The 17,576-nt window shown below is 64.0% G+C and carries 22 protein-coding genes; 4 read left to right on the forward strand and 18 right to left on the reverse strand.

Translation table 11 applies throughout. The features are described 5' to 3' along the window. Nucleotides 1–84: 84 nt before the first annotated feature. The 5 genes from ORS3428_RS23625 to ORS3428_RS23645 form a co-directional block, all read right to left on the reverse strand. The gene (locus tag ORS3428_RS23625) at nucleotides 85–381 is read right to left on the reverse strand and encodes an HPr family phosphocarrier protein (protein WP_071100705.1); all 297 of its coding nucleotides are present in this window, start codon (nucleotides 379–381) and stop codon (nucleotides 85–87) included. Next, nucleotides 378–779 (reverse strand): PTS sugar transporter subunit IIA, encoded by a 402-nt coding sequence (locus ORS3428_RS23630; RefSeq protein WP_071100706.1) that lies wholly within the window; start codon nucleotides 777–779, stop codon nucleotides 378–380. The genes ORS3428_RS23625 and ORS3428_RS23630 overlap by 4 nt, the downstream gene beginning before the upstream one ends. A 164-nt stretch (nucleotides 780–943) precedes the next feature. Next, complete coding sequence (locus ORS3428_RS23635) at nucleotides 944–1,405, reverse strand: HPr kinase/phosphorylase (protein ID WP_071100707.1); 462 nt, start codon at nucleotides 1,403–1,405, stop codon at nucleotides 944–946. A gap of 35 nt (nucleotides 1,406–1,440) precedes the next feature. Further along, nucleotides 1,441–3,225 (reverse strand): sensor histidine kinase, encoded by a 1,785-nt coding sequence (locus tag ORS3428_RS23640; protein ID WP_071100708.1) that lies wholly within the window; start codon nucleotides 3,223–3,225, stop codon nucleotides 1,441–1,443. A gap of 80 nt (nucleotides 3,226–3,305) precedes the next feature. Beyond that, nucleotides 3,306–4,007 (reverse strand): response regulator transcription factor, encoded by a 702-nt coding sequence (locus tag ORS3428_RS23645; RefSeq protein WP_006201274.1) that lies wholly within the window; start codon nucleotides 4,005–4,007, stop codon nucleotides 3,306–3,308. 341 nt (nucleotides 4,008–4,348) lie between these two features. Here ORS3428_RS23645 and ORS3428_RS23650 point away from each other — a divergent pair, with 341 nt between their 5' ends. From ORS3428_RS23650 to ORS3428_RS23660, 3 genes are all read left to right on the forward strand, one after another. Beyond that, nucleotides 4,349–5,959, forward strand: coding sequence for a phosphoenolpyruvate carboxykinase (locus tag ORS3428_RS23650; protein WP_071100710.1), 1,611 nt, complete (start codon nucleotides 4,349–4,351; stop codon nucleotides 5,957–5,959). Nucleotides 5,960–6,037: 78 nt separating this feature from the next. Beyond that, complete coding sequence (arfB, locus tag ORS3428_RS23655; protein WP_071100726.1) at nucleotides 6,038–6,475, forward strand: alternative ribosome rescue aminoacyl-tRNA hydrolase ArfB; 438 nt, start codon at nucleotides 6,038–6,040, stop codon at nucleotides 6,473–6,475. Between the two features lie 187 nt (nucleotides 6,476–6,662). Then, entirely contained in the window at nucleotides 6,663–7,298 is a 636-nt protein-coding gene (locus ORS3428_RS23660) for an alpha-ketoglutarate-dependent dioxygenase AlkB (RefSeq protein ID WP_071100727.1), read from the forward strand. Here the strand turns inward: ORS3428_RS23660 and ORS3428_RS23665 are convergent. The 13 genes from ORS3428_RS23665 to hisB form a co-directional block, all read right to left on the reverse strand. Further along, nucleotides 7,243–8,922 (reverse strand): hypothetical protein, encoded by a 1,680-nt coding sequence (locus ORS3428_RS23665; RefSeq protein ID WP_201788339.1) that lies wholly within the window; start codon nucleotides 8,920–8,922, stop codon nucleotides 7,243–7,245. The genes ORS3428_RS23660 and ORS3428_RS23665 overlap by 56 nt on opposite strands. Further along, nucleotides 8,915–9,307 carry a GtrA family protein gene (locus tag ORS3428_RS23670; protein WP_244508082.1) on the reverse strand — a complete coding sequence of 131 codons (393 nt, stop codon included), beginning with the start codon at nucleotides 9,305–9,307 and terminating at the stop codon, nucleotides 8,915–8,917. Before ORS3428_RS23670 ends, ORS3428_RS23665 begins: the two co-directional genes overlap by 8 nt. A gap of 16 nt (nucleotides 9,308–9,323) precedes the next feature. After that, nucleotides 9,324–10,094: a class I SAM-dependent methyltransferase gene (locus ORS3428_RS23675; protein ID WP_071100713.1), complete on the reverse strand. Its 771-nt coding sequence runs from the start codon at nucleotides 10,092–10,094 to the stop codon at nucleotides 9,324–9,326. Then, a complete protein-coding gene (locus ORS3428_RS23680) occupies nucleotides 10,094–11,101 on the reverse strand; it encodes a glycosyltransferase family 2 protein (RefSeq protein WP_071100714.1) in 1,008 nt (335 codons plus the stop codon). Before ORS3428_RS23680 ends, ORS3428_RS23675 begins: the two co-directional genes overlap by 1 nt. A 78-nt stretch (nucleotides 11,102–11,179) precedes the next feature. Then, the gene (gene coaA, locus ORS3428_RS23685) at nucleotides 11,180–12,139 is read right to left on the reverse strand and encodes a type I pantothenate kinase (protein ID WP_071100715.1); all 960 of its coding nucleotides are present in this window, start codon (nucleotides 12,137–12,139) and stop codon (nucleotides 11,180–11,182) included. 80 nt (nucleotides 12,140–12,219) lie between these two features. Further along, nucleotides 12,220–12,546: a phosphoribosyl-ATP diphosphatase gene (locus tag ORS3428_RS23690; protein ID WP_071100728.1), complete on the reverse strand. Its 327-nt coding sequence runs from the start codon at nucleotides 12,544–12,546 to the stop codon at nucleotides 12,220–12,222. A 71-nt stretch (nucleotides 12,547–12,617) separates the two neighbouring features. Then, nucleotides 12,618–13,412 carry an imidazole glycerol phosphate synthase subunit HisF gene (gene hisF, locus ORS3428_RS23695; RefSeq protein WP_071100716.1) on the reverse strand — a complete coding sequence of 265 codons (795 nt, stop codon included), beginning with the start codon at nucleotides 13,410–13,412 and terminating at the stop codon, nucleotides 12,618–12,620. After that, nucleotides 13,409–14,248: an arginase family protein gene (locus ORS3428_RS23700; protein WP_071100717.1), complete on the reverse strand. Its 840-nt coding sequence runs from the start codon at nucleotides 14,246–14,248 to the stop codon at nucleotides 13,409–13,411. The genes hisF and ORS3428_RS23700 overlap by 4 nt, the downstream gene beginning before the upstream one ends. Beyond that, a complete protein-coding gene (gene hisA, locus ORS3428_RS23705) occupies nucleotides 14,245–14,991 on the reverse strand; it encodes a 1-(5-phosphoribosyl)-5-[(5-phosphoribosylamino)methylideneamino]imidazole-4-carboxamide isomerase (RefSeq protein WP_071100718.1) in 747 nt (248 codons plus the stop codon). Before hisA ends, ORS3428_RS23700 begins: the two co-directional genes overlap by 4 nt. A gap of 2 nt (nucleotides 14,992–14,993) precedes the next feature. Next, nucleotides 14,994–15,284 (reverse strand): DUF1330 domain-containing protein, encoded by a 291-nt coding sequence (locus ORS3428_RS23710; protein WP_071100719.1) that lies wholly within the window; start codon nucleotides 15,282–15,284, stop codon nucleotides 14,994–14,996. A 2-nt stretch (nucleotides 15,285–15,286) separates the two neighbouring features. Beyond that, nucleotides 15,287–15,937 (reverse strand): imidazole glycerol phosphate synthase subunit HisH, encoded by a 651-nt coding sequence (gene hisH, locus ORS3428_RS23715; RefSeq protein WP_071100720.1) that lies wholly within the window; start codon nucleotides 15,935–15,937, stop codon nucleotides 15,287–15,289. Nucleotide 15,938: 1 nt separating this feature from the next. Further along, nucleotides 15,939–16,415, reverse strand: a complete 477-nt coding sequence (locus tag ORS3428_RS23720; RefSeq protein WP_071100721.1) for a DUF2628 domain-containing protein — start codon at nucleotides 16,413–16,415, stop codon at nucleotides 15,939–15,941. Between the two features lie 4 nt (nucleotides 16,416–16,419). After that, nucleotides 16,420–17,019, reverse strand: a complete 600-nt coding sequence (gene hisB, locus ORS3428_RS23725; RefSeq protein ID WP_071100722.1) for an imidazoleglycerol-phosphate dehydratase HisB — start codon at nucleotides 17,017–17,019, stop codon at nucleotides 16,420–16,422. A gap of 217 nt (nucleotides 17,020–17,236) precedes the next feature. Between hisB and hslV the strand changes: the two genes are divergently transcribed. Then, a partial coding sequence (gene hslV, locus ORS3428_RS23730; protein ID WP_083355270.1) for an ATP-dependent protease subunit HslV occupies nucleotides 17,237–17,576 on the forward strand: 340 nt, incomplete at its 3' end.

The following is a 17,576-nucleotide window of genomic DNA, read 5'->3' on the forward strand; positions in this document are numbered from 1 at the left end:
ACGCGACATGCACAGACAAAACAGCATGTCGCCCAAAACTGTGYAGCGGATTTGGGGTTAGGACATGCACCAAGGCAAAGAAGTTCAGATTTCCTCGCCGAAGCGCGAGGCGACCAGCTGCTCCAGCGCGTCCATGGCCGGGGYRGCTTCGGGCCCTATGGCGGTGACGCGGATCGAATAGCCAGGRCTTGCCGCCAGCATCATCAGGCCCATGATCGACGTGCCGYCGACCTTCACCCCGTCCTTCTCGACATGGATGGTGGCATCGAAGCCGCTGGCGACCTGGACGAACTTGGCCGAGGCGCGCGCGTGCAGGCCGCGCTGGTTGACGATCGGGAACTCGCGCACCACCTCGTGCTTGTCCGGCRCCTGGTCGTTCATTTGCTGCTCAGAAGCTGGCTGGCGACGTTGATGTATTTGCGACCCGCAGCCTGCGCCTCGTCGAGCGCCACGGCCATGTTGTCGCCCTTGCGGACCGAGGAGAGCTTGATCAGCATCGGCAGGTTCATGCCCGCGATAACCTCGGTGCGGCCGGATTCCATCACCGATATGGCGAGGTTGGAAGGCGTGCCGCCGAACATGTCGGTAAGCACGATCACGCCGGCCCCGGTATCGACGCGCGCGACCGCGTCGACGATGTCGGCCCGGCGCTTCTCCATGTCGTCGTCGGCACCGATCGCCACGGTTTCGAAATTGTCTTGTGGCCCCACCACATGTTCCACGGCATGTCGGAACTCGGTGGCGAGTTGACCGTRCGTCACGAGCACGAGTCCAATCATTCTCTGGTGGCTCCCGTCATCGCCGCTTCACTGGCGTTTCTTATCTTCGCCGGCCATTCAAGGCRGCGGGAGCGCTATCTTGTCGACGTGCGGCCGGTTGACAAGCCCAAAATTGCGACGGCCCGAGCCATTTTGACGCATTGYAGCAAAAAACCCCGGGCGGATCATAAAAAAGGCGGTATCGACAGCCGCGCCATCACGGCCGGCAGGGCGGTGACGGCATTGCGCTCGGCCAGATCTATGCGCGGCACCGGGCAGCCCGCGACCGGCTCGCTGATCTCTTCCTGGAAACGGGCCATTTCTTTCTTCGGCACCAGCCGGATATGAAGGTCGATCACACCGCCCGGCTCGAACGGCAGCGGGCTCGGAATGAAGCCCGGCACCTCCGCGAGGCCGGCGATGGTGGCCGGCGCCCGGCAGACCAGCCGTCCTTGATGCGCGGTGGCAAGCAGCCGATCGTCGCTGATCAGCCGCGAGAACAGCCCGCGCGCCCGGCAATGATCGATCAGCGTCAGCGCCAGAGTTGTCTTGCCGGCGCCCGACGGCCCGGTGATGAGCACGCCGCGCTCGCCGATGAGGATCGCCGTCCCGTGGATGTTTTCAGGCTTCACGGTAGGGTCGGGCATGGTCGTGTCTTGAAATCGTATCCCTGGGCCTGCGATCAGCCTTCGGCCGGCAGGGTCACCACAAAGCGCGCGCCCTTGATCTCGCCGGGCTTGGTGCCGGGGATGTTTTCCGCCGTCAGCGTGCCGCCATGCGCCTCGACGATCTGGCGGCTGATCGACAGGCCAAGGCCGGAATTCTGGCCGAAAGCCTYGCCGGCGGGCCGGTCGGTATAGAAGCGCTCGAAAATGCGATCGATCTTCTCGGCCCTGATGCCCGGGCCGTTGTCGTCGACAGTGACGATGTTGAACTTGCCGGCGCGGGCCAGCGAGATCGTGATGTGGCCATGCTCCTCGGGAACGAAGGAGCGGGCGTTCTCGATCAGGTTGGTGACGACCTGGCCGATCCTGAGGTCATGGCCGACGACGACATAGCCTTTGACGCCTTGCGGCAGCTTTGCGACCTTGAATTCGATCTGGACCGCCTTCTTGTTGCGCGTCGTCTCGCGCGAGACCGCGATGAGGTCGGTGATGAACGTCTTCAGGTCCACGGTGGTCGCGTCTTCCCGCGCGAGCTCGGCGTCGAGGCGGGAAGCATCCGAAATGTCCGTGATCAGCCGATCGAGCCGCTTAACATCGTGCTGGATGATCTCCATCAAGCGAGCGCGTGAGGTATCATTCTTCGCCAGCGGCAGCGTTTCGACCGCGCTGCGTAGCGAGGTCAGCGGATTCTTGAGCTCATGCGAAACGTCGGCGGCGAAGCTCTCGATCGCCTCGATGCGGGCATAGAGCGCATTGGTCATGTCGCGCACGGCGATCGACAGGTTGCCGATCTCGTCCTGACGATCGGAAAAGTCCGGGATCTCCTCGCGGCTCTTGACGCCGCGCCGCACCCGCACGGCGGCGGCGGAAAGCCGCCGCAGCGGATTGGCGATCGTGGAGGCCAAAAGCAGTGAGAGTATGGCGGTGACGAGGGCCGCGATGCCGAACACGCGCAGGATTGCCTTGCGTTCGGCCGCGACGATCTTGTCGATGTCGCCGCCCTCGGTCGACAGCATCAGCACGCCGAGYACGGCGCGGAAGCGCTGGATCGGCACCGCGACCGAGACGATCTGCTCGCCCTGCTCGCTCACCCGCACGATGGTGGAGGGACTGCCGGTCAGCGCCTTGACCACTTCGGGGAAGGCCGCGCCATTGCCGCCCGGCTGCTCGTGATAGACCGGCAGATCCTTGTTGCGGAAAAAGTCGAAGACAAATTTCTCGACGCGCTCCAGAAGGTCCGGCTGCTCGTCATCGACGGGCGGCAGGTCGTAGCGCAGGATCTGTCCGCGCGAATAGAGATGGCGCGAAWCGAGCAAAAGGTTTGCGTCGCGGTCATAGATGCGGGCGCGCGTGCGGGTCGGCGAGATCAGCCGTCTCAGCACCGGCGCCACGCGCTCGGGATTGATYGGGAAGTCGAGATTGTCGAGCTGGTCGGAGCCCGGGCCCAGRCTTTCGCCGGCCTGCAGCTCGAGCAGCTTTTCCGGATCGATGCTGATCGAGTCGGTCTCGACCGTCGCCGAGGCCGCGATCGCGCCGGCGATGATCTCGCCCTGTGTCATCAGGCTTTCGACGCGGGCGTCGATCAGCCCGTCGCGGAAGGTGTTGAGGTAGAGGATGCCGGTGACCAGCACGGCGAGGCCGGCCAGGTTGAGGAACAGGATGCGCCGCGTCAGGCTGGAGAAGACGTGATGGCCGAGGAACCGGCGCATCGGCACCGTGATCTTCGACACGAATGCGGGGACGATCCGTGGCGGGCGCTTCGCCATGCCCGCCCGCCTGCCTCGCTCTATCTCAACTGCCATCGAATAGCAGCTCCCGGCCTGTTCCTATGCATGTCGTTGCCCCAAAACCGGCTGCGCATTTTTGGGCGACATGCATCAACTCATGCTTCCCGGAACCGGTATCCGACTCCGTAAAGGGTTTCGATCATCTCGAAGTCGTCGTCGACGGCCTTGAACTTCTTGCGCAGCCGCTTGATGTGGCTGTCGATGGTGCGGTCGTCAACATAGACCTGCTCATCATAGGCCGAATCCATCAGCGCATCACGGCTTTTTACCACGCCGGGGCGCTGCGCCAGCGAATGCAGGATCAGGAACTCCGTCACCGTCAGCGTCACCGGCTCGCCCTTCCAGGTGCAGGTGTGCCGCTCCTGGTCCATCACCAGCTGGCCGCGTTCGAGCGAGCGGGCCTGCTGGCTGGGCGCCTTGGCGGCCGCCTCGCGGGCGCTGGTGCGGCGCAGCACCGCCCGCACGCGCTCGACCAGCAGGCGCTGCGAGAACGGTTTGCGGATGAAGTCGTCGGCGCCCATCTTGAGGCCGAAAAGTTCGTCGATCTCGTCATCCTTCGAGGTCAGGAATATCACCGGCAGGTCGGATTTCTGGCGCATCCGGCGCAACAGCTCCATGCCGTCCATGCGTGGCATCTTGATGTCGAGGATGGCGAGGTTCGGCGGCCGAGCCGCCAAGCCTTCCAGCGCCGACGCACCATCTGTATAGGTTTCGACCCGGTAGCCCTCGGATTCGAGCGCGATCGACACCGAAGTCAGGATGTTGCGGTCGTCATCGACAAGCGCGATAGTTGCCATTTCAAGCGGCTYCCTCATGAGCTGTCCCTTCTGTCGTCGAGAAGGGGCTTTTGTGGACAAATTGGGTACAAAATGTGGCATGGGCCCTCTCCGAAGTCACGGTCGGCCTGCCGCTACATACGATCGCACCCGACTCGGGGATTGGACAGACAAAGCCCGTCAATCCTCTGGGCAACCTCTGTGGTTTTTCGCACATATAAACGATTTAAACAACTTTCAAATTTTTTAAATCGATTAATGATTTGATATCATTCGGTTTTTCTGGTTCTGAAGCTATCAGCCCCTTTGCGGGCTCCGGAACCCACCGGACGAGTGCGGCCAAATCCAGAGAGGAAATTTTGATGTCGGAAGCCGGCAAACGCAACCCCGATTGCGCCATTGACGCCATCGGCCTGAAGACAACCGGCACGGTGCGTTACAATTTCGCTGCCGCCGAGCTCTACGAGGAAGCGCTCCGCCGCGGCGAGGCGAAACTGACGGCGCAAGGGGCGCTGGTTGCCGAGACAGGCCAGCACACCGGCCGTTCGCCCAAGGACAAGTTCATCGTGCGCGACGACAGCACCGCCCCGCATGTCTGGTGGGACAACAACAAGGCGATCTCGCCGGTGCAGTTCGAGACGCTGCTTGGAGATTTTCGCGCCCATGCGCTTGGCAAGGACCTTTATGTACAGGATCTCGTCGGCGGCGCCGACGCCGGGTTGCAGCTGCCGGTCAGGGTCGTCACCGAATTCGCCTGGCACTCTCTGTTCATCCGCAATCTCTTGATCCGCCCGCGGGCCGCCGAGCTGGAACGCTTCCTGCCGGAGATGACGATCATCGACCTGCCGTCCTTCCGCGCCGACCCGGCTCGCCACGGCACCCGCTCCGGGACGGTTATCGCGGTCGACCTGACTCGCAAGATCGTGCTGATCGGCGGCACGTCCTACGCGGGCGAGATGAAGAAGTCGGTGTTCACGATGCTGAACTACCTGCTGCCGGAAAAGGGCGTGATGCCGATGCATTGCTCGGCCAATGAGGGACCCGCCGGCGACACCGCCGTCTTCTTCGGCCTGTCCGGGACAGGCAAGACGACGCTGTCGGCCGATGCGTCGCGCACGCTGATCGGCGACGACGAGCATGGCTGGGGTCCGCACGGCATTTTCAATTTCGAAGGCGGCTGCTACRCCAAGACGATCAGGCTGTCGGCCGAGGCCGAGCCGGAGATCTTCGCCACCACGCAGCGCTTCGGCACCGTGCTGGAGAATGTGGTTCTGAACGCCGATCGCATGCCGGATTTCGACGACGGCAGCCTGACCGAGAACACCCGCTGCGCCTATCCGCTGGACTACATCCCCAATGCCTCACGGACCGGCCGCGCCGACCACCCGAAGAACATCATCATGCTGACGGCCGACGCCTTCGGCGTCATGCCGCCGATCGCCAGATTAAGCCCGGCGCAGGCGATGTACCATTTCCTTTCCGGCTATACCGCCAAGGTCGCCGGAACCGAGAAGGGCGTCACCGAACCTGAGGCGACGTTCTCGACCTGCTTCGGCGCGCCCTTCATGCCGCGCCATCCGTCGGAATACGGCAATTTGCTGCGCCAGCTGATCRCCGGCCACGGCGTCGATTGCTGGCTGGTCAACACCGGCTGGACCGGCGGCGCCTACGGCACCGGCCGCCRCATGCCGATCAGGGTGACGCGCGCCCTGCTTGGCGCCGCCCTCGACGRCTCGCTCAATGCCGCCGAATTCCGCACCGACGCCAATTTCGGCTTCGAGGTCCCGGTGGTGGTTCCGGGCGTCGACGGCGCCATCCTGGATCCGCGCTCGACCTGGGCCGACAAGGCGGCCTATGACCGGCAGGCTTCGAAGCTGGTCAATATGTTCGCCGTCAATTTCGAGAAATTCGAAACGCATGTCGACGCGGCCATCCTCGGCGCGGCTCCGCGCCTGCAGGAGGCGGCCGAATAATATCGACGCGTTCCTTGCCCTCGGCCCGGCTTCCGCCGGGCCTTTTCTTTTTGCCGCCGCCGCGTCATGACTGCGCGCATGAGTGCCGACGACAGGATCATCATCGCCAATGACGCGGTCATCCATCCGGATGACCTGCATGAGGATTTCATCCGCTCATCAGGCCCGGGCGGCCAGAACGTCAACAAGGTGGCGACGGCCGTGCAGCTGCGCTTCGACGCGGCGAATGCTGCCGGGTTGTCGGAGCGCGTGCGCGAGCGCGCCATCAAGCTTGCCGGCCAGCGCGCCACCAAGGATGGCGTTATCGTCATCGAGGCCGGCCGCTTCCGCACCCAGGAGCAGAACCGGGCCGACGCGCGGGCAAGATTGACGGCACTGGTCGCCAAGGCGGCCGAACCRCCGCCGCCGCCACGCAAGAAAACGAAGCCTTCGAAAGGCGCCGTCGAGCGCCGCCTCAAGACCAAGGCCGGCCGCTCGACAGTGAAGAAGCTGCGCGGCCGGGTCGATAGCGACTAACGCATGTCGCCCAAAAATGTGCAGCGGTTTGGGAAACGACATGCATGAGACAAAGACCTAAAGCGCGTTGCTCGAACCCGTTTCGACGCGACGCGCTTTAAGGCCCGAGATCTGATCAGCGACCGCTTTCGGGTCGCGGAGCCGTCCCTGAGGTGGCATGCTCGGGCGAACCGATCGGATAGAATTCATGCTCGTTCTGCCCAAGGGCGTCCGCCACATGCCGGGCTACATTGCACGCCCCGCCCAGGAAGCGCTGGTCGAGGAGATCAGGCGCGTCGTTCAGGCCRCACCGCTTTACGTGCCGGCCATGCCGCGCAGCGGCAAGGAAATGAGCGTGCGCATGACCAATTGCGGCGCCCTCGGCTGGGTGACCGACAGGGAGCGTGGCTACCGCTACCAGCCGACGCACCCGGTGACGGGCGAGCCCTGGCCGCCGATCCCGGAGGCATTGCTGCAATTGTGGCGCGAGGTTTCGGCCTATCCGCATCCGCCGGAGGCCTGCCTGGTCAACTTCTATTCGAGCGAAGCCAGGATGGGCCTGCACCAGGACCGCGACGAGCAGGATTTCGCARCACCCGTCGTCTCGGTGTCGCTTGGCGACGACTGYCTCTTCCGCGTCGGCCAGACCTCGCGCGACGGAGCCACCAAGTCATTCAGGCTGAAGAGCGGCGATGTCGTGGTCCTCGGCGGCGAGGGGCGCCTCTGTTTCCACGGTGTCGACCGCATCTACCCGTCGACCTCGGCGCTGTTGAAGAATGGCGGCCGGATCAATCTGACGCTGCGGCGGGTGACGGTGCCTCCAACCGAGAACCAGGATCGGTGAGTTGGCTGGGGCCAACGGACTGGCTCTTCGCCTCGACCGCAACCGTCCCCGCAACTGGCTGCAGCCGCACGCCTTTGCGCAAATACACCGTCACCTCCGGCTCGCGATGGAGGACCTCGTATTGCTGCAGTTCGAGCGCAATCCTCGGATCGTGCAGCATCAGATCATCCCAGTCCCGCCCGGTCTCTGCGCTATAGAGCACGATGTCCGGTTTCTTGGTGGCGATCTCCGACGCAAGCTGCCCGATCAGATCGTCTCGGATGCCTGCAAGCCGGCGTCGCTCCCCGGGATCGTCGGCTGCTTCGGCGAGCGTGTTGGCGTTGTAGACCGCCCACGCGGCCGGGTAACGCGAGACGAAATTGCCGTCGACCCGCCGGGCGAGCGGATGYGCCGCCTGCAGCCGAGCTGCAAGGGAGACGATCGTCGGCCTTTGATCGACCCGCTGGATCGAGGCGATCGTCCGCTCGAGGGCGCCATTGTCGGCGGTCAGCATGAACCACTGGATGCTGGTCGCGATTTGCAGCACCACAAAGCAGCCGAAAACCGCGGCAATTCTGTTGACGGGCGTCAGCCGGCGGAAATCCTCGACATACAGAAGCTGCACGACGAAGGCGACAATGCCAAGCACTATCATCGGCAGGGCATGGTTCGGCCAGCCCTTGCCCATGGCCAGGAAGGCCGGCAAGAATCCCAGCGCCGCGAGCAGCGGGATCTTCGCATCCCAATGCATCCGCCCGGGACCGCCCGCCAGAAGGACGGTCGCGCCTGCCAGAAACAGCAGCCACCGCGGCCAGTTCAACAGAAGCGCCAACAGTGGCTCTCGCACCGGTAGATAGACGTCTCTCGCAAAGGGCAGGATGTCGGTCACGAACTCGGCCTGGAAAAGCAGGACATAGCCGACGTAGAGAGYAACGATCGCAGCGCCGAGGATGTTCTCCGTGACGAGCAGCGGCCTGGCGGAGCGGCGCGCGATGGCCAGGCAGGCGGCCGGCAATGCARGGGCCAGCGCGAAATGYGGCGGTTTGACCATGACCACGGCGGCCGCGCACAGGCCCGCGACGACATGTTCCCATCCAGCGCCTGCGGCATATCCGGGGCTGCGCTGACGGGCGCATTGAAGCGCAATCCAGGGCAAGATCGCGACCGTGGCGAAGTGTTCGCGTTGGCCGAACTCACCGGGGTGAAAACAGAGGATGAGGAAGARCACCGCCGGCAATGYCCATACGGCGCGAGKCCGCAGATAGGCTGGATCGGCACGCACGAGGATTCGGGCCGAGAAGGCGAGGCTCGCCAGTGCCAGGCCGACCATGCCGAGGGTCAGCCAGAGTTCGGCCCGCACGCCGGTCAACCGCTCCAGCAGCATGAACGGCATGTAGAGCCAGATCGAGAAGGGCGGATTGATCTCCATGACATCGGTATGAAGATGCTCACCTTTGAGCAACCGATCGCAGACGACCAGCAGCCACGACACGTCGACATTGGTCGGTACGATGGCAATCGCCAGCCATGACGCGTAGCCGACGACCGCCAGCGTCAGGAAAAGCGGTATGGCCGTCAGCCGTGCCGGCCGCAGCGACAGGCCCATAGTCGTCACCGGCTTGCCGAAATATTCCGCCCTAGACATTCCGGAACACCCAGCGGCCGAGCACGATGTAGTTCACGAGCGGCACGGCGATGCAGGTGAGCAGGACGGCCACTGCCGCGGGCATGCCCAGCCTTCCAGCCAGCAGTCCGGGCAAGGCGATGGCGATGGCCAGGCCCGCAGCGTTGAGCAGCAGGAAGCGCGGCAGTTCGAAGGCGTGGGCACCTGCCGAAACAAAGGTGAAATATTTATGCCCGGCATAAGAAAACAGGCCGGCTACCGCATAGGCGACGATGGATGCAGGCATCGCCGGCAACAGGGCCGCACCGGTGGCACCTCCCGACAGCAGCAACGCGCAGCCGCCGTAGATCAGCGTCGCCGCCATGYCGATCACAGCGAAACGTGAAAGCCGGTAGTGGCGCAGCATATTCAGCATCCGGGGGTCAGGCCGCCACCCTGGTGTCGGCGGGTTGAGCGTCGGAAGCCGCGTCTTTGCCGAATACCGCAAGCAGCGAGACTCCGAAGGGCAGTTCGGAATTCGGCAGTATCCGGCTTTCCRCCGAAAACAGCGCTTTCATCGCAGCATTGATYGGCTTCGGCGGCATTGCCTGYCCTGATGCGGTGTTGGAGCGGCGCAGACGATCGGCAAGGCGGGCAAGCGCCGCCACCGGAAACAGCGCCGCGTTCGTGTAGCTCAGCTTCTCGATCCGGTATCCTGCCTGCTCGATGCGCGCTTTCAGYAGATTGCGCGAGTAGCGCCGCATGTGATGCAGTCCGACATCATGCGTGCTCCAGAGCCATTGATGCGCGGGCACAGTGAGAACGACCCTGCCGTTTGGCTTCAGCATCTGTCTGATCGCCGCCAACGATGCCTCATCCTCCGCGACATGCTCAAGYACGTCGAACAGACAGATGAGGTCGAAGCTCGCAGGCGCCACGGGCAAGTTGTCGGGAAGATATCCGGCAAGGAAGTCGCGGCCGGTCTTCTCGCGCGCGATCTGCCGCGCGAGGTCGCTCATCTCCACCGCGGTGACGGCACCGAACTGCTCCAACATGGCAATATTGCCGCCGGTGCCGGCGCCGATCTCGAGGATTTGCGCGCCGCCGGGCAGCGCAAGTCCGCGGATGACCGCATCGGCGATAGCGCGGYGGCCGCAGAACCACCAGTGCTCGTCTTCGGTTRCCGCCATGTTGCGATAGGCATCGAGTTCCATCAGGCCCCACCCTCGAACACGCGGCGCACGATATAGATTGGACGCTGCTTGATCTCGGCATAGACCCTGCCGAGATATTGCCCGATGATGCCGATCCCCAGCAGCTGGATGCCGCCGAGAAAAAGGACGCTGACCAGCAACGACGCATAGCCGGGCACATCGATGCCGAGGATCATTGTCTTGGCGATGATAAGCAGCCCATAGAGGAAGGAAAGGGCGGAGATCGCCGCTCCGACATAGGTCCAAATTTCGAGCGGCACGGTGGAGAAGCTGGTGATGCCTTCCAGCGCGAAGTTCCACAGCCGCCATCCGGAGAATTTCGACTGGCCGGCGACGCGCTGGYCGCGCACATACTCGACCGTCGCGGTGCGGAAGCCGACCCAGGCGAACAGACCCTWCATGAAACGCCTGCGCTCCGGCAGGGAACGCAGCGCGTCGATCACCTTGCGGTCGATCAGCCGGAAGTCGCCGACATCATCCGGGATCTTCTGTTGCGCGATCCAATTGTGCACGCGGTAGAACAGCGAGGCGGAACGCTGTTTGAGGAAACTGTCGCTCGACCGGTCCGCGCGCCTGGCAAGGACGACCTCATAGCCTTCGCGCCATTTTTCGATGAGCAGCGGGATGACGTGCGGCGGATCCTGCAGATCGACGTCGATCGGTATCGCCGCGTCCGCATCGCATGCGTCGAGCCCGGCCGTCAGCGCCGCTTCCTTGCCGAAATTGCGCGAAAGGTCGATGACGCTGATGCGGGCGTCGGCGCGCTGCGCCTCGACAAGCCGCTCCAGCGTCGCGTCGCTGCTGCCGTCATTGACGAAGATGAACTCGAAGGTGGTGCCACGCTCGCRCAGCGGGTCGACGGTCTCGCGCACGGCTCCCAGAAACGGCGCTACTGCGGCTTCCTCATTGTGGACCGGTACGATCAGCGCGATCGTCGCCACGCCGCTCTTCGGACCGGTGAGACGATCCGGCGTCGTGCGATCGATGTGAAGAAATGGCGCGTTCATTGCCTGCCCAAGCCCGCCGACCGGGCACGACAATAGAAACGCCGGGGTTAAGATGGCTTTAAGGTATGCGCGGAAATTTCACAGTTTCCTGAGCGCCACTTCCTCGACCAGGTGGTTGGTGCCCTTGCGCAGGATGAGGTCGGCCCGCGCCCGCGTCGGCAGGATGTTGTCGCGCAGGTTCTTCAGGTTGATATTGGTCCACAGGCCTTCGGCAATAGCGCGCGCGGCATCTTCCGAAAGCTGCGAGTAGCGGTGGAAGAAGGAGTCCGGATTGCGGAAGGCGGTCTCGCGCAAGCGCATGAAGCGCTGGATGTACCATTGGTGGATCAGCTTCTCGTCGGCATCGATGTAGATGGCGAAGTCGAAGAAATCCGACAGGAACGGCACGATCTTGCCGTCCTTCGGCAATTTGCCCGGCTGCAGAACATTGATGCCTTCGAAGATCAGTATGTCCGGCCTGTCGATGGTGACGAATTCGCCAGGAATGACGTCATAGGTCAGGTGCGAATAGACCGGCGCGCGGACATTGCGCTGCGCCGACTTGATGCCGGACAGGAACCTCAGCAGCGCGYCGACGTCGTAGCTTTCGGGRAAGCCCTTGCGCTCCATCAGATTGTTGCGGCGCAGGATCTCGTTGGGCAAGAGGAAGCCGTCGGTGGTGATGAGATCGACCTTCGGGCTGGACGGCCACCGCGCCAGCAATTCCTTGAGCACGCGCGCCGTGGTCGATTTGCCGACTGCAACCGAGCCGGCGATGCCGATGATGAACGGCGTCTTGACCACGTCCTGCGCGTTGAAAAAGGCCTGACGCTGCCTAAACAGAAGCTGGCTCGACTCGACATGCGCCGAGAGCAGGCGGGATAGCGACAGGTAGATGCGCTTGACCTCTTCGAGGTCGACGGGGTCGTTGAGGGACCGCAGCCGGTCGATCTCGTCCTCGGTGAGCGTCAGCGGCGTATCGGCGCGGAACTGTGACCATTGCTCGGCCGAGAAGAAGCGGTAGGGGGAATACTTCTCGGTCGGAGCGAGCTGGTCCATCGAGTCTCCTGCCCTCCTAGAGCATGATGCCGAAAAGTGTGAAGCGGTTTTCGGGCGACATCATGCTCTATCCGTCTCTTCTAATCAGCCCGCGGCCGGGACGCCTTCTCGGCGATGCCCGAGCGGCCGGTGCGGCGCTCGAGCTCCTTCAGCACGTCGTCAAGCGGAATGCCCGCAATGCCGAGGACGACCAGCCAATGATATAGAAGATCAGCACTTTCCGAAACGAGGGCCTGCCTGTCGCCGCGAATGGCGGCGATCACGGCCTCCACGGCTTCCTCGCCGAGCTTCTGCGCCGCCTTGTCCATGCCCTTGGCGAACAGCTTCGCCGTCCACGACTCCGGGTCGCCCGAATGGGCGCGCTGGTGGATGATCGTTTCCAGCTCGGCGAGCGAAAATTGCGCCATGGCAGTCATCTATCTGCTTGTTTAAGCAAGATCTTTTGCGAAAACCGGTTCCCACTTTTCGAGATCATGCTTTAAGCCCGATGGACGGCTGAGTCCAGCCGCATCGGCAGGCCGGCGCTCGCCATATGCGCCTTGGCCTCGGCGATGGTGTAGGTGCCGAAATGGAAGATCGAGGCGGCAAGTACGGCGCCTGCATGGCCGTCGCGAATGCCCTCGACCATGTGGTCGAGCGTTCCGACGCCGCCCGAAGCGATGACCGGCACGCGCRCCGCGTCGGCGATGGCGCGTGTCAGCGCGATGTCGTAGCCGGCCTTGGTGCCGTCGCGGTCCATCGAGGTCAGCAGGATCTCGCCCGCGCCGCGATCGACCATCTGTTTGGCGAATTCGACTGCGTCGATGCCGGTCTTTTCGCGCCCGCCATGGGTGAAGATCTCCCAGCGGTCGGCATCGCCGGGCGCCGATACCTTCTTGGCGTCGATGGCGACGACGATGCACTGGTTGCCGAACTTGTCGGCCGCTTCCGCGACGAAATCCGGATTCTTCACCGCTGCGGTGTTGATCGACACCTTGTCGGCACCCGCCAGAAGCAACTTTYGGATGTCGGCCACCTGGCGCACGCCGCCGCCGACGGTGAGCGGCATGAAGCATTGTTCGGCCGTGYGGGCGACGACGTCGAAGATCGTCTCGCGATTGTCCGACGACGCGGTGATGTCGAGGAAGCAGAGCTCGTCGGCGCCGGCCGCGTCATAGGCCTTGGCGGCCTCGACCGGATCACCGGCATCGACCAGATCGACGAAATTGACGCCCTTGACGACACGGCCGTTCTTGACGTCGAGGCAGGGGATGACGCGCGCCTTCAGCATCACTTGCCCTCCATGGACGAGAGCAGGTCAACGACCAGCTCGCCGACCAGCGGCGGCACGTCGCCCTTGGCGTCGAAGGCCGGATCATAGGCGGAAATGGTGAGGCCGGCGATGGTCAGCGGGCCGGCAAGACCGCACATCGCCGCGCGCATCTGCTCCGGCGAAGGGCCGCCGGGCGCGGCATAGCGATTGGCCTGCAGCTCCTCYGGGTCATGGATGTCGAGATCGATATGCAGGTGGATCCGCTCGGCGCCGGTGGCCTTCAGCTTCTCGGCGGCAGCGCCCCAGTCCGGGCATTCGGTGCGGATGATGGGCAACAGCTCCAGACGCTCTTTCTCAGCCGGGTCGAGGTCGCGCGCGTTGACCAGAATGYAGCGGGCCGGATCGATTGCCTTGAARCCTGGAATCTGCGCCGCCATCGGCCGCCAACAGAGGCCAAGCACGGTTGCCAGCGCCATGCCGTCGAGAAAGCCGGAGGTAGAGCTATCGGGTGTGTTGAGGTCGCCATGCTGGTCGGCCCAGATGATGGCATCGGCGCCTTCGCCGGCGACCGAGCCGGCGCTGGTCAGGCAATTGCCTGCCAGCACGATGGGGAATCGACCGTTGTCCAGCGCGATACGGACTTCGCCGCACACGGCGTTGCAAACCGCAAATCCGGTTGCGATCTCGCGCTCGTCTTCCTCCTCGCTTACCCTTCCGATGTCGTGCACGACGACTTCGTGGCCGGCGAGCTTCAGCGCCTCGGCCAGTCCGCCCGAGATCAGCGCGTCGGGGCCCTGCCCGCAGCCGCCGTGATAGTGGCCGCTGTCGTAAGGCGCCAGGATGATCGAGACGTTCACGCTCCTGCCTCCGTCCGTTCGCCCCGCAGTATCGCCAGCGCTTCCGCCGGGTCGATGCGTCCGTCATAGAGCGCCCGGCCGGAGATCSCGCCTTCCAGCCTCTTGGCGTCGGGCATCGTCATGCGCACGATATCGGCGATCGAGRCCAGTCCGCCGGAGGCGATCACCGGGATCGTCACCGCCTCGGCGAGGGTGATCGTCGAATCCCAGTTGATGCCGGAAAGCACCCCGTCGCGGTCGATGTCGGTGTAGATGATGGCGGCGACGCCTGCGCCCTCGAATTTCTTCGCCAGCTCGATGACGCCGAGCTCCGAGGCCTCGGCCCAGCCCTCGACGGCCACCTTGCCGCCCTTGGCGTCGATGCCGACCGCTATCCTGCCGGGGAACGCCCTGCAGGCTTCCTTCACCAGCTCGGGTTCGCGCACCGCCACCGTGCCCAGGATGACGCGCGCCAGGCCGCGATCCAGCCAGTCCTCGATCTGCGGCAGCGTGCGGATGCCGCCGCCGAGCTGCACCGRGTTCTTCGTCGCCTTGAGGATGGCGCCGACAGCCGCTGAATTGACRCTCTGGCCCTTGAAGGCGCCGTTGAGGTCGACGACGTGCAGCCATTCGAAGCCCTGCTCCTCGAAGGCTCTCGCCTGGGCGGCCGGATCATCGTTGTAGATCGTGGCGGTCGCCATGTCGCCATGCTTCAGGCGCACGCATTTGCCATCCTTGAGGTCGATCGCGGGAAACAGGATCACGGTCAGGCGCCCTCGACGATGACGAAATTGCCGGTCGACGCCGCCAGCCGGAATTTCAGGGCTTGCTGGTACTCCGGCGACTCATAGCAGGCGAGCGCCGTTTCGTAGGAGTCAAACTCAACCACCACATGGCGGTTCCCCGTCGGCCCCTCGGGACTTGTGTAGCGTCCGGCCCGGACCGGAAACTTGGCGCCATATTTGGCGAAGGCTTTTGCGTTGGCCTCGATGTAATTCTTGTAGKCGCCCGGGTCGCGGACATCGATCATGGCGATCCAATAGCCCTTCTTGCTCATGTCTAGGGCCTCCACGTCAGGAAATTGGTGATCAGCGCCAGGCCGAGCGCCTGGCTTTTCTCGGGGTGGAACTGCGTRCCGGCGAGGTTGTCGCGGGCAACCGCTGCCGTTACCGGCCCGCCATAGTCAGCGACGGCCAGCACCTCGTCGGAATTTTTCGCCTCGAGATGGTACGAATGGACGAAATAGGCATGCAGCCCTTTCGGACCGGTTTCGATGCCGGAAAACAGCGGATGCTTGCGCGTGAGCTCGATCGTGTTCCAGCCGATCTGCGGGATCTTCAGCGCCGGATCGTTCGGGGTGATTTCCTTGACGTCGCCGGCGATCCARCCGAGACCCCTGGTGATCGTCTTCTCGAGGCCGCGTTCCGACATCAATTGCATGCCGACGCAGATGCCGAGGAACGGCCGTCCTTTGCGAAGGGCCGCCTCTTCCACCGCTTCCCACATGCCGGCGACGGCGTGCAGGCCCGCCGCGCAGTCGGCATAGGCCCCGACCCCAGGCAGCACGATGCGGTCGGCGCTGCGCACCCGTTCGGCGTCAGCCGTAAGCTCGATGGCCGCGGCAATTCCGGCCTCATGCGCGGCGCGCTCGAAGGCCTTGGTCGCCGAGCGCAGATTGCCCGACCCGTAGTCGATGATCGCAACCCGCATCTCAGGGCCTTCCAGGCGTGTGGGTCAGTCCAAGCGCCAAGCCCGTCTGGGCGGGGCGCGCCAGGTTCGCATCGGGAACGATGCGCGGCATCGGTTCAGGCTCGTCGTCGTCTTCATCGGTTTCCAGGGCGTGGCGGATTTCGGCGTCGCCGCGGTCGCCCGCCTCCACTATGCCCCATTCGCGCCAGCCGCGGCGCCGCAGCGCCGAGATCCGCAGCCCCTGGCCTTCGAGCCCGACATAGAGCGAGACCAGCAGCGAAAGGGCCGATCCAACCCATTCGATCCCCAGCCTTTCGCCAAGCACCGACAGGATCGCCATGACCGCGAAAGCGAGCAGAGCCTCGACCCACAGCCGGTGCCACGCGAGCCAGACCGGCGCAACCAGGAAGCCGAGCCAGGTGAAGCCRTCGCGCACGAAGGCCGTCGCTTCGGCGTTTCCGCCGCCTGCAGGCGGCTCCATCACGACATAGCTGGCCATAGGGTCATCCTTTCAGGGATCCCTTGGTGGACGGCACCGCATCCGGCTGGYGCGGGTCGGGTTCCAGCGCCGCGCGCAGCACCCTGGCCACCGCCTTGAAGCAGGTCTCCGCAATATGATGGTTGTTGGCGCCGTGGTGGTTGGTCACATGCAGCGTGATGCCGGCATTCTGCGCCAGCGCCTGGAAGAACTCCCGTACCAGTTCGGTGTCGAAGGTACCGATCTTGGGCGAGGAGAAAGAAACGTTCCAGACCAGGAAGGGCCGGCCGGAAACGTCGATCGCCGCCCTGGTCAGCGTCTCGTCCATGGCGAGGTCGATCGAGGCATAGCGCATAATGCCGCGCCGTTCGCCGAGCGCCTTGCTCAGCGCCTGGYCGATCGCGATGCCTGTGTCCTCGACCGTGTGGTGGTCGTCGATATGCAGATCGCCCTTCGCCTTCACCGTCAWGTCGATCAGCGAATGGCGGGAAAGCTGGTCGAGCATGTGGTCGAAGAAGCCGACGCCCGTCGAAATGTCGGATTTGCCCTTGCCATCGACATGCACCGACACCGAAACCTCGGTTTCCTTGGTCTTGCGGCTGATTTCGGYGGAACGGGGCGGCATAATTTAAGTCCTTGCGGTCCTTGTCCCGTGGCACGGGCTTGAAAACGGAAGCCTTCTATCAGCATGATCCGGCGATTGCCAGTTGCCATTCCGGGCGGTATCGGCGTAGCCGAAAGGGCGGTTTGCAAACCTTCGCCCCATGCATACATATGGCAATCAAAGTCACTCGTACCGCGCCGATCGCCTTTCAAAGGGATAGCRCGAATCGGAGCACCAAATGTCGAATGAATTGACCATGCACGCCACAACCATCGTCAGCGTGCGCAAGGGCAACAAGGTTGTGATCGCCGGCGACGGCCAGGTCAGCTTTGGCCAGACYGTCATGAAGGGCAACGCCCGCAAGGTGYGCCGCATYGGCAAGGGCGGCAGCGTCATTGCCGGTTTTGCCGGCGCCACCGCCGATGCCTTCACCCTCCTGGAACGGCTCGAGGCCAAGCTCGAACAATATCCGGACCAGTTGACGCGCGCCTGCGTCGAGCTCGCCAAGGACTGGCGCACCGACCGCTACCTGCGCCGGCTGGAGGCGATGATGCTGGTGGCCGACAAGTCGATCTCGC

The sequence above is a fragment of the Mesorhizobium sp. ORS 3428 genome, from assembly GCF_001854785.1.
Lineage (GTDB): Bacteria > Pseudomonadota > Alphaproteobacteria > Rhizobiales > Rhizobiaceae > Mesorhizobium.

What these genes read in the sequence shown, in the direction of transcription:
- ORS3428_RS23645 (WP_006201274.1), bottom strand. Translation starts at nt 4,007, where the DNA reads ATGGCAACTATCGCGCTTGTCGATGACGACCGCAACATCCTGACTTCG.
- ORS3428_RS23635 (WP_071100707.1), bottom strand. Translation starts at nt 1,405, where the DNA reads ATGCCCGACCCTACCGTGAAGCCTGAAAACATCCACGGGACGGCGATC.
- ORS3428_RS23690 (WP_071100728.1), bottom strand. Translation starts at nt 12,546, where the DNA reads ATGGCGCAATTTTCGCTCGCCGAGCTGGAAACGATCATCCACCAGCGC.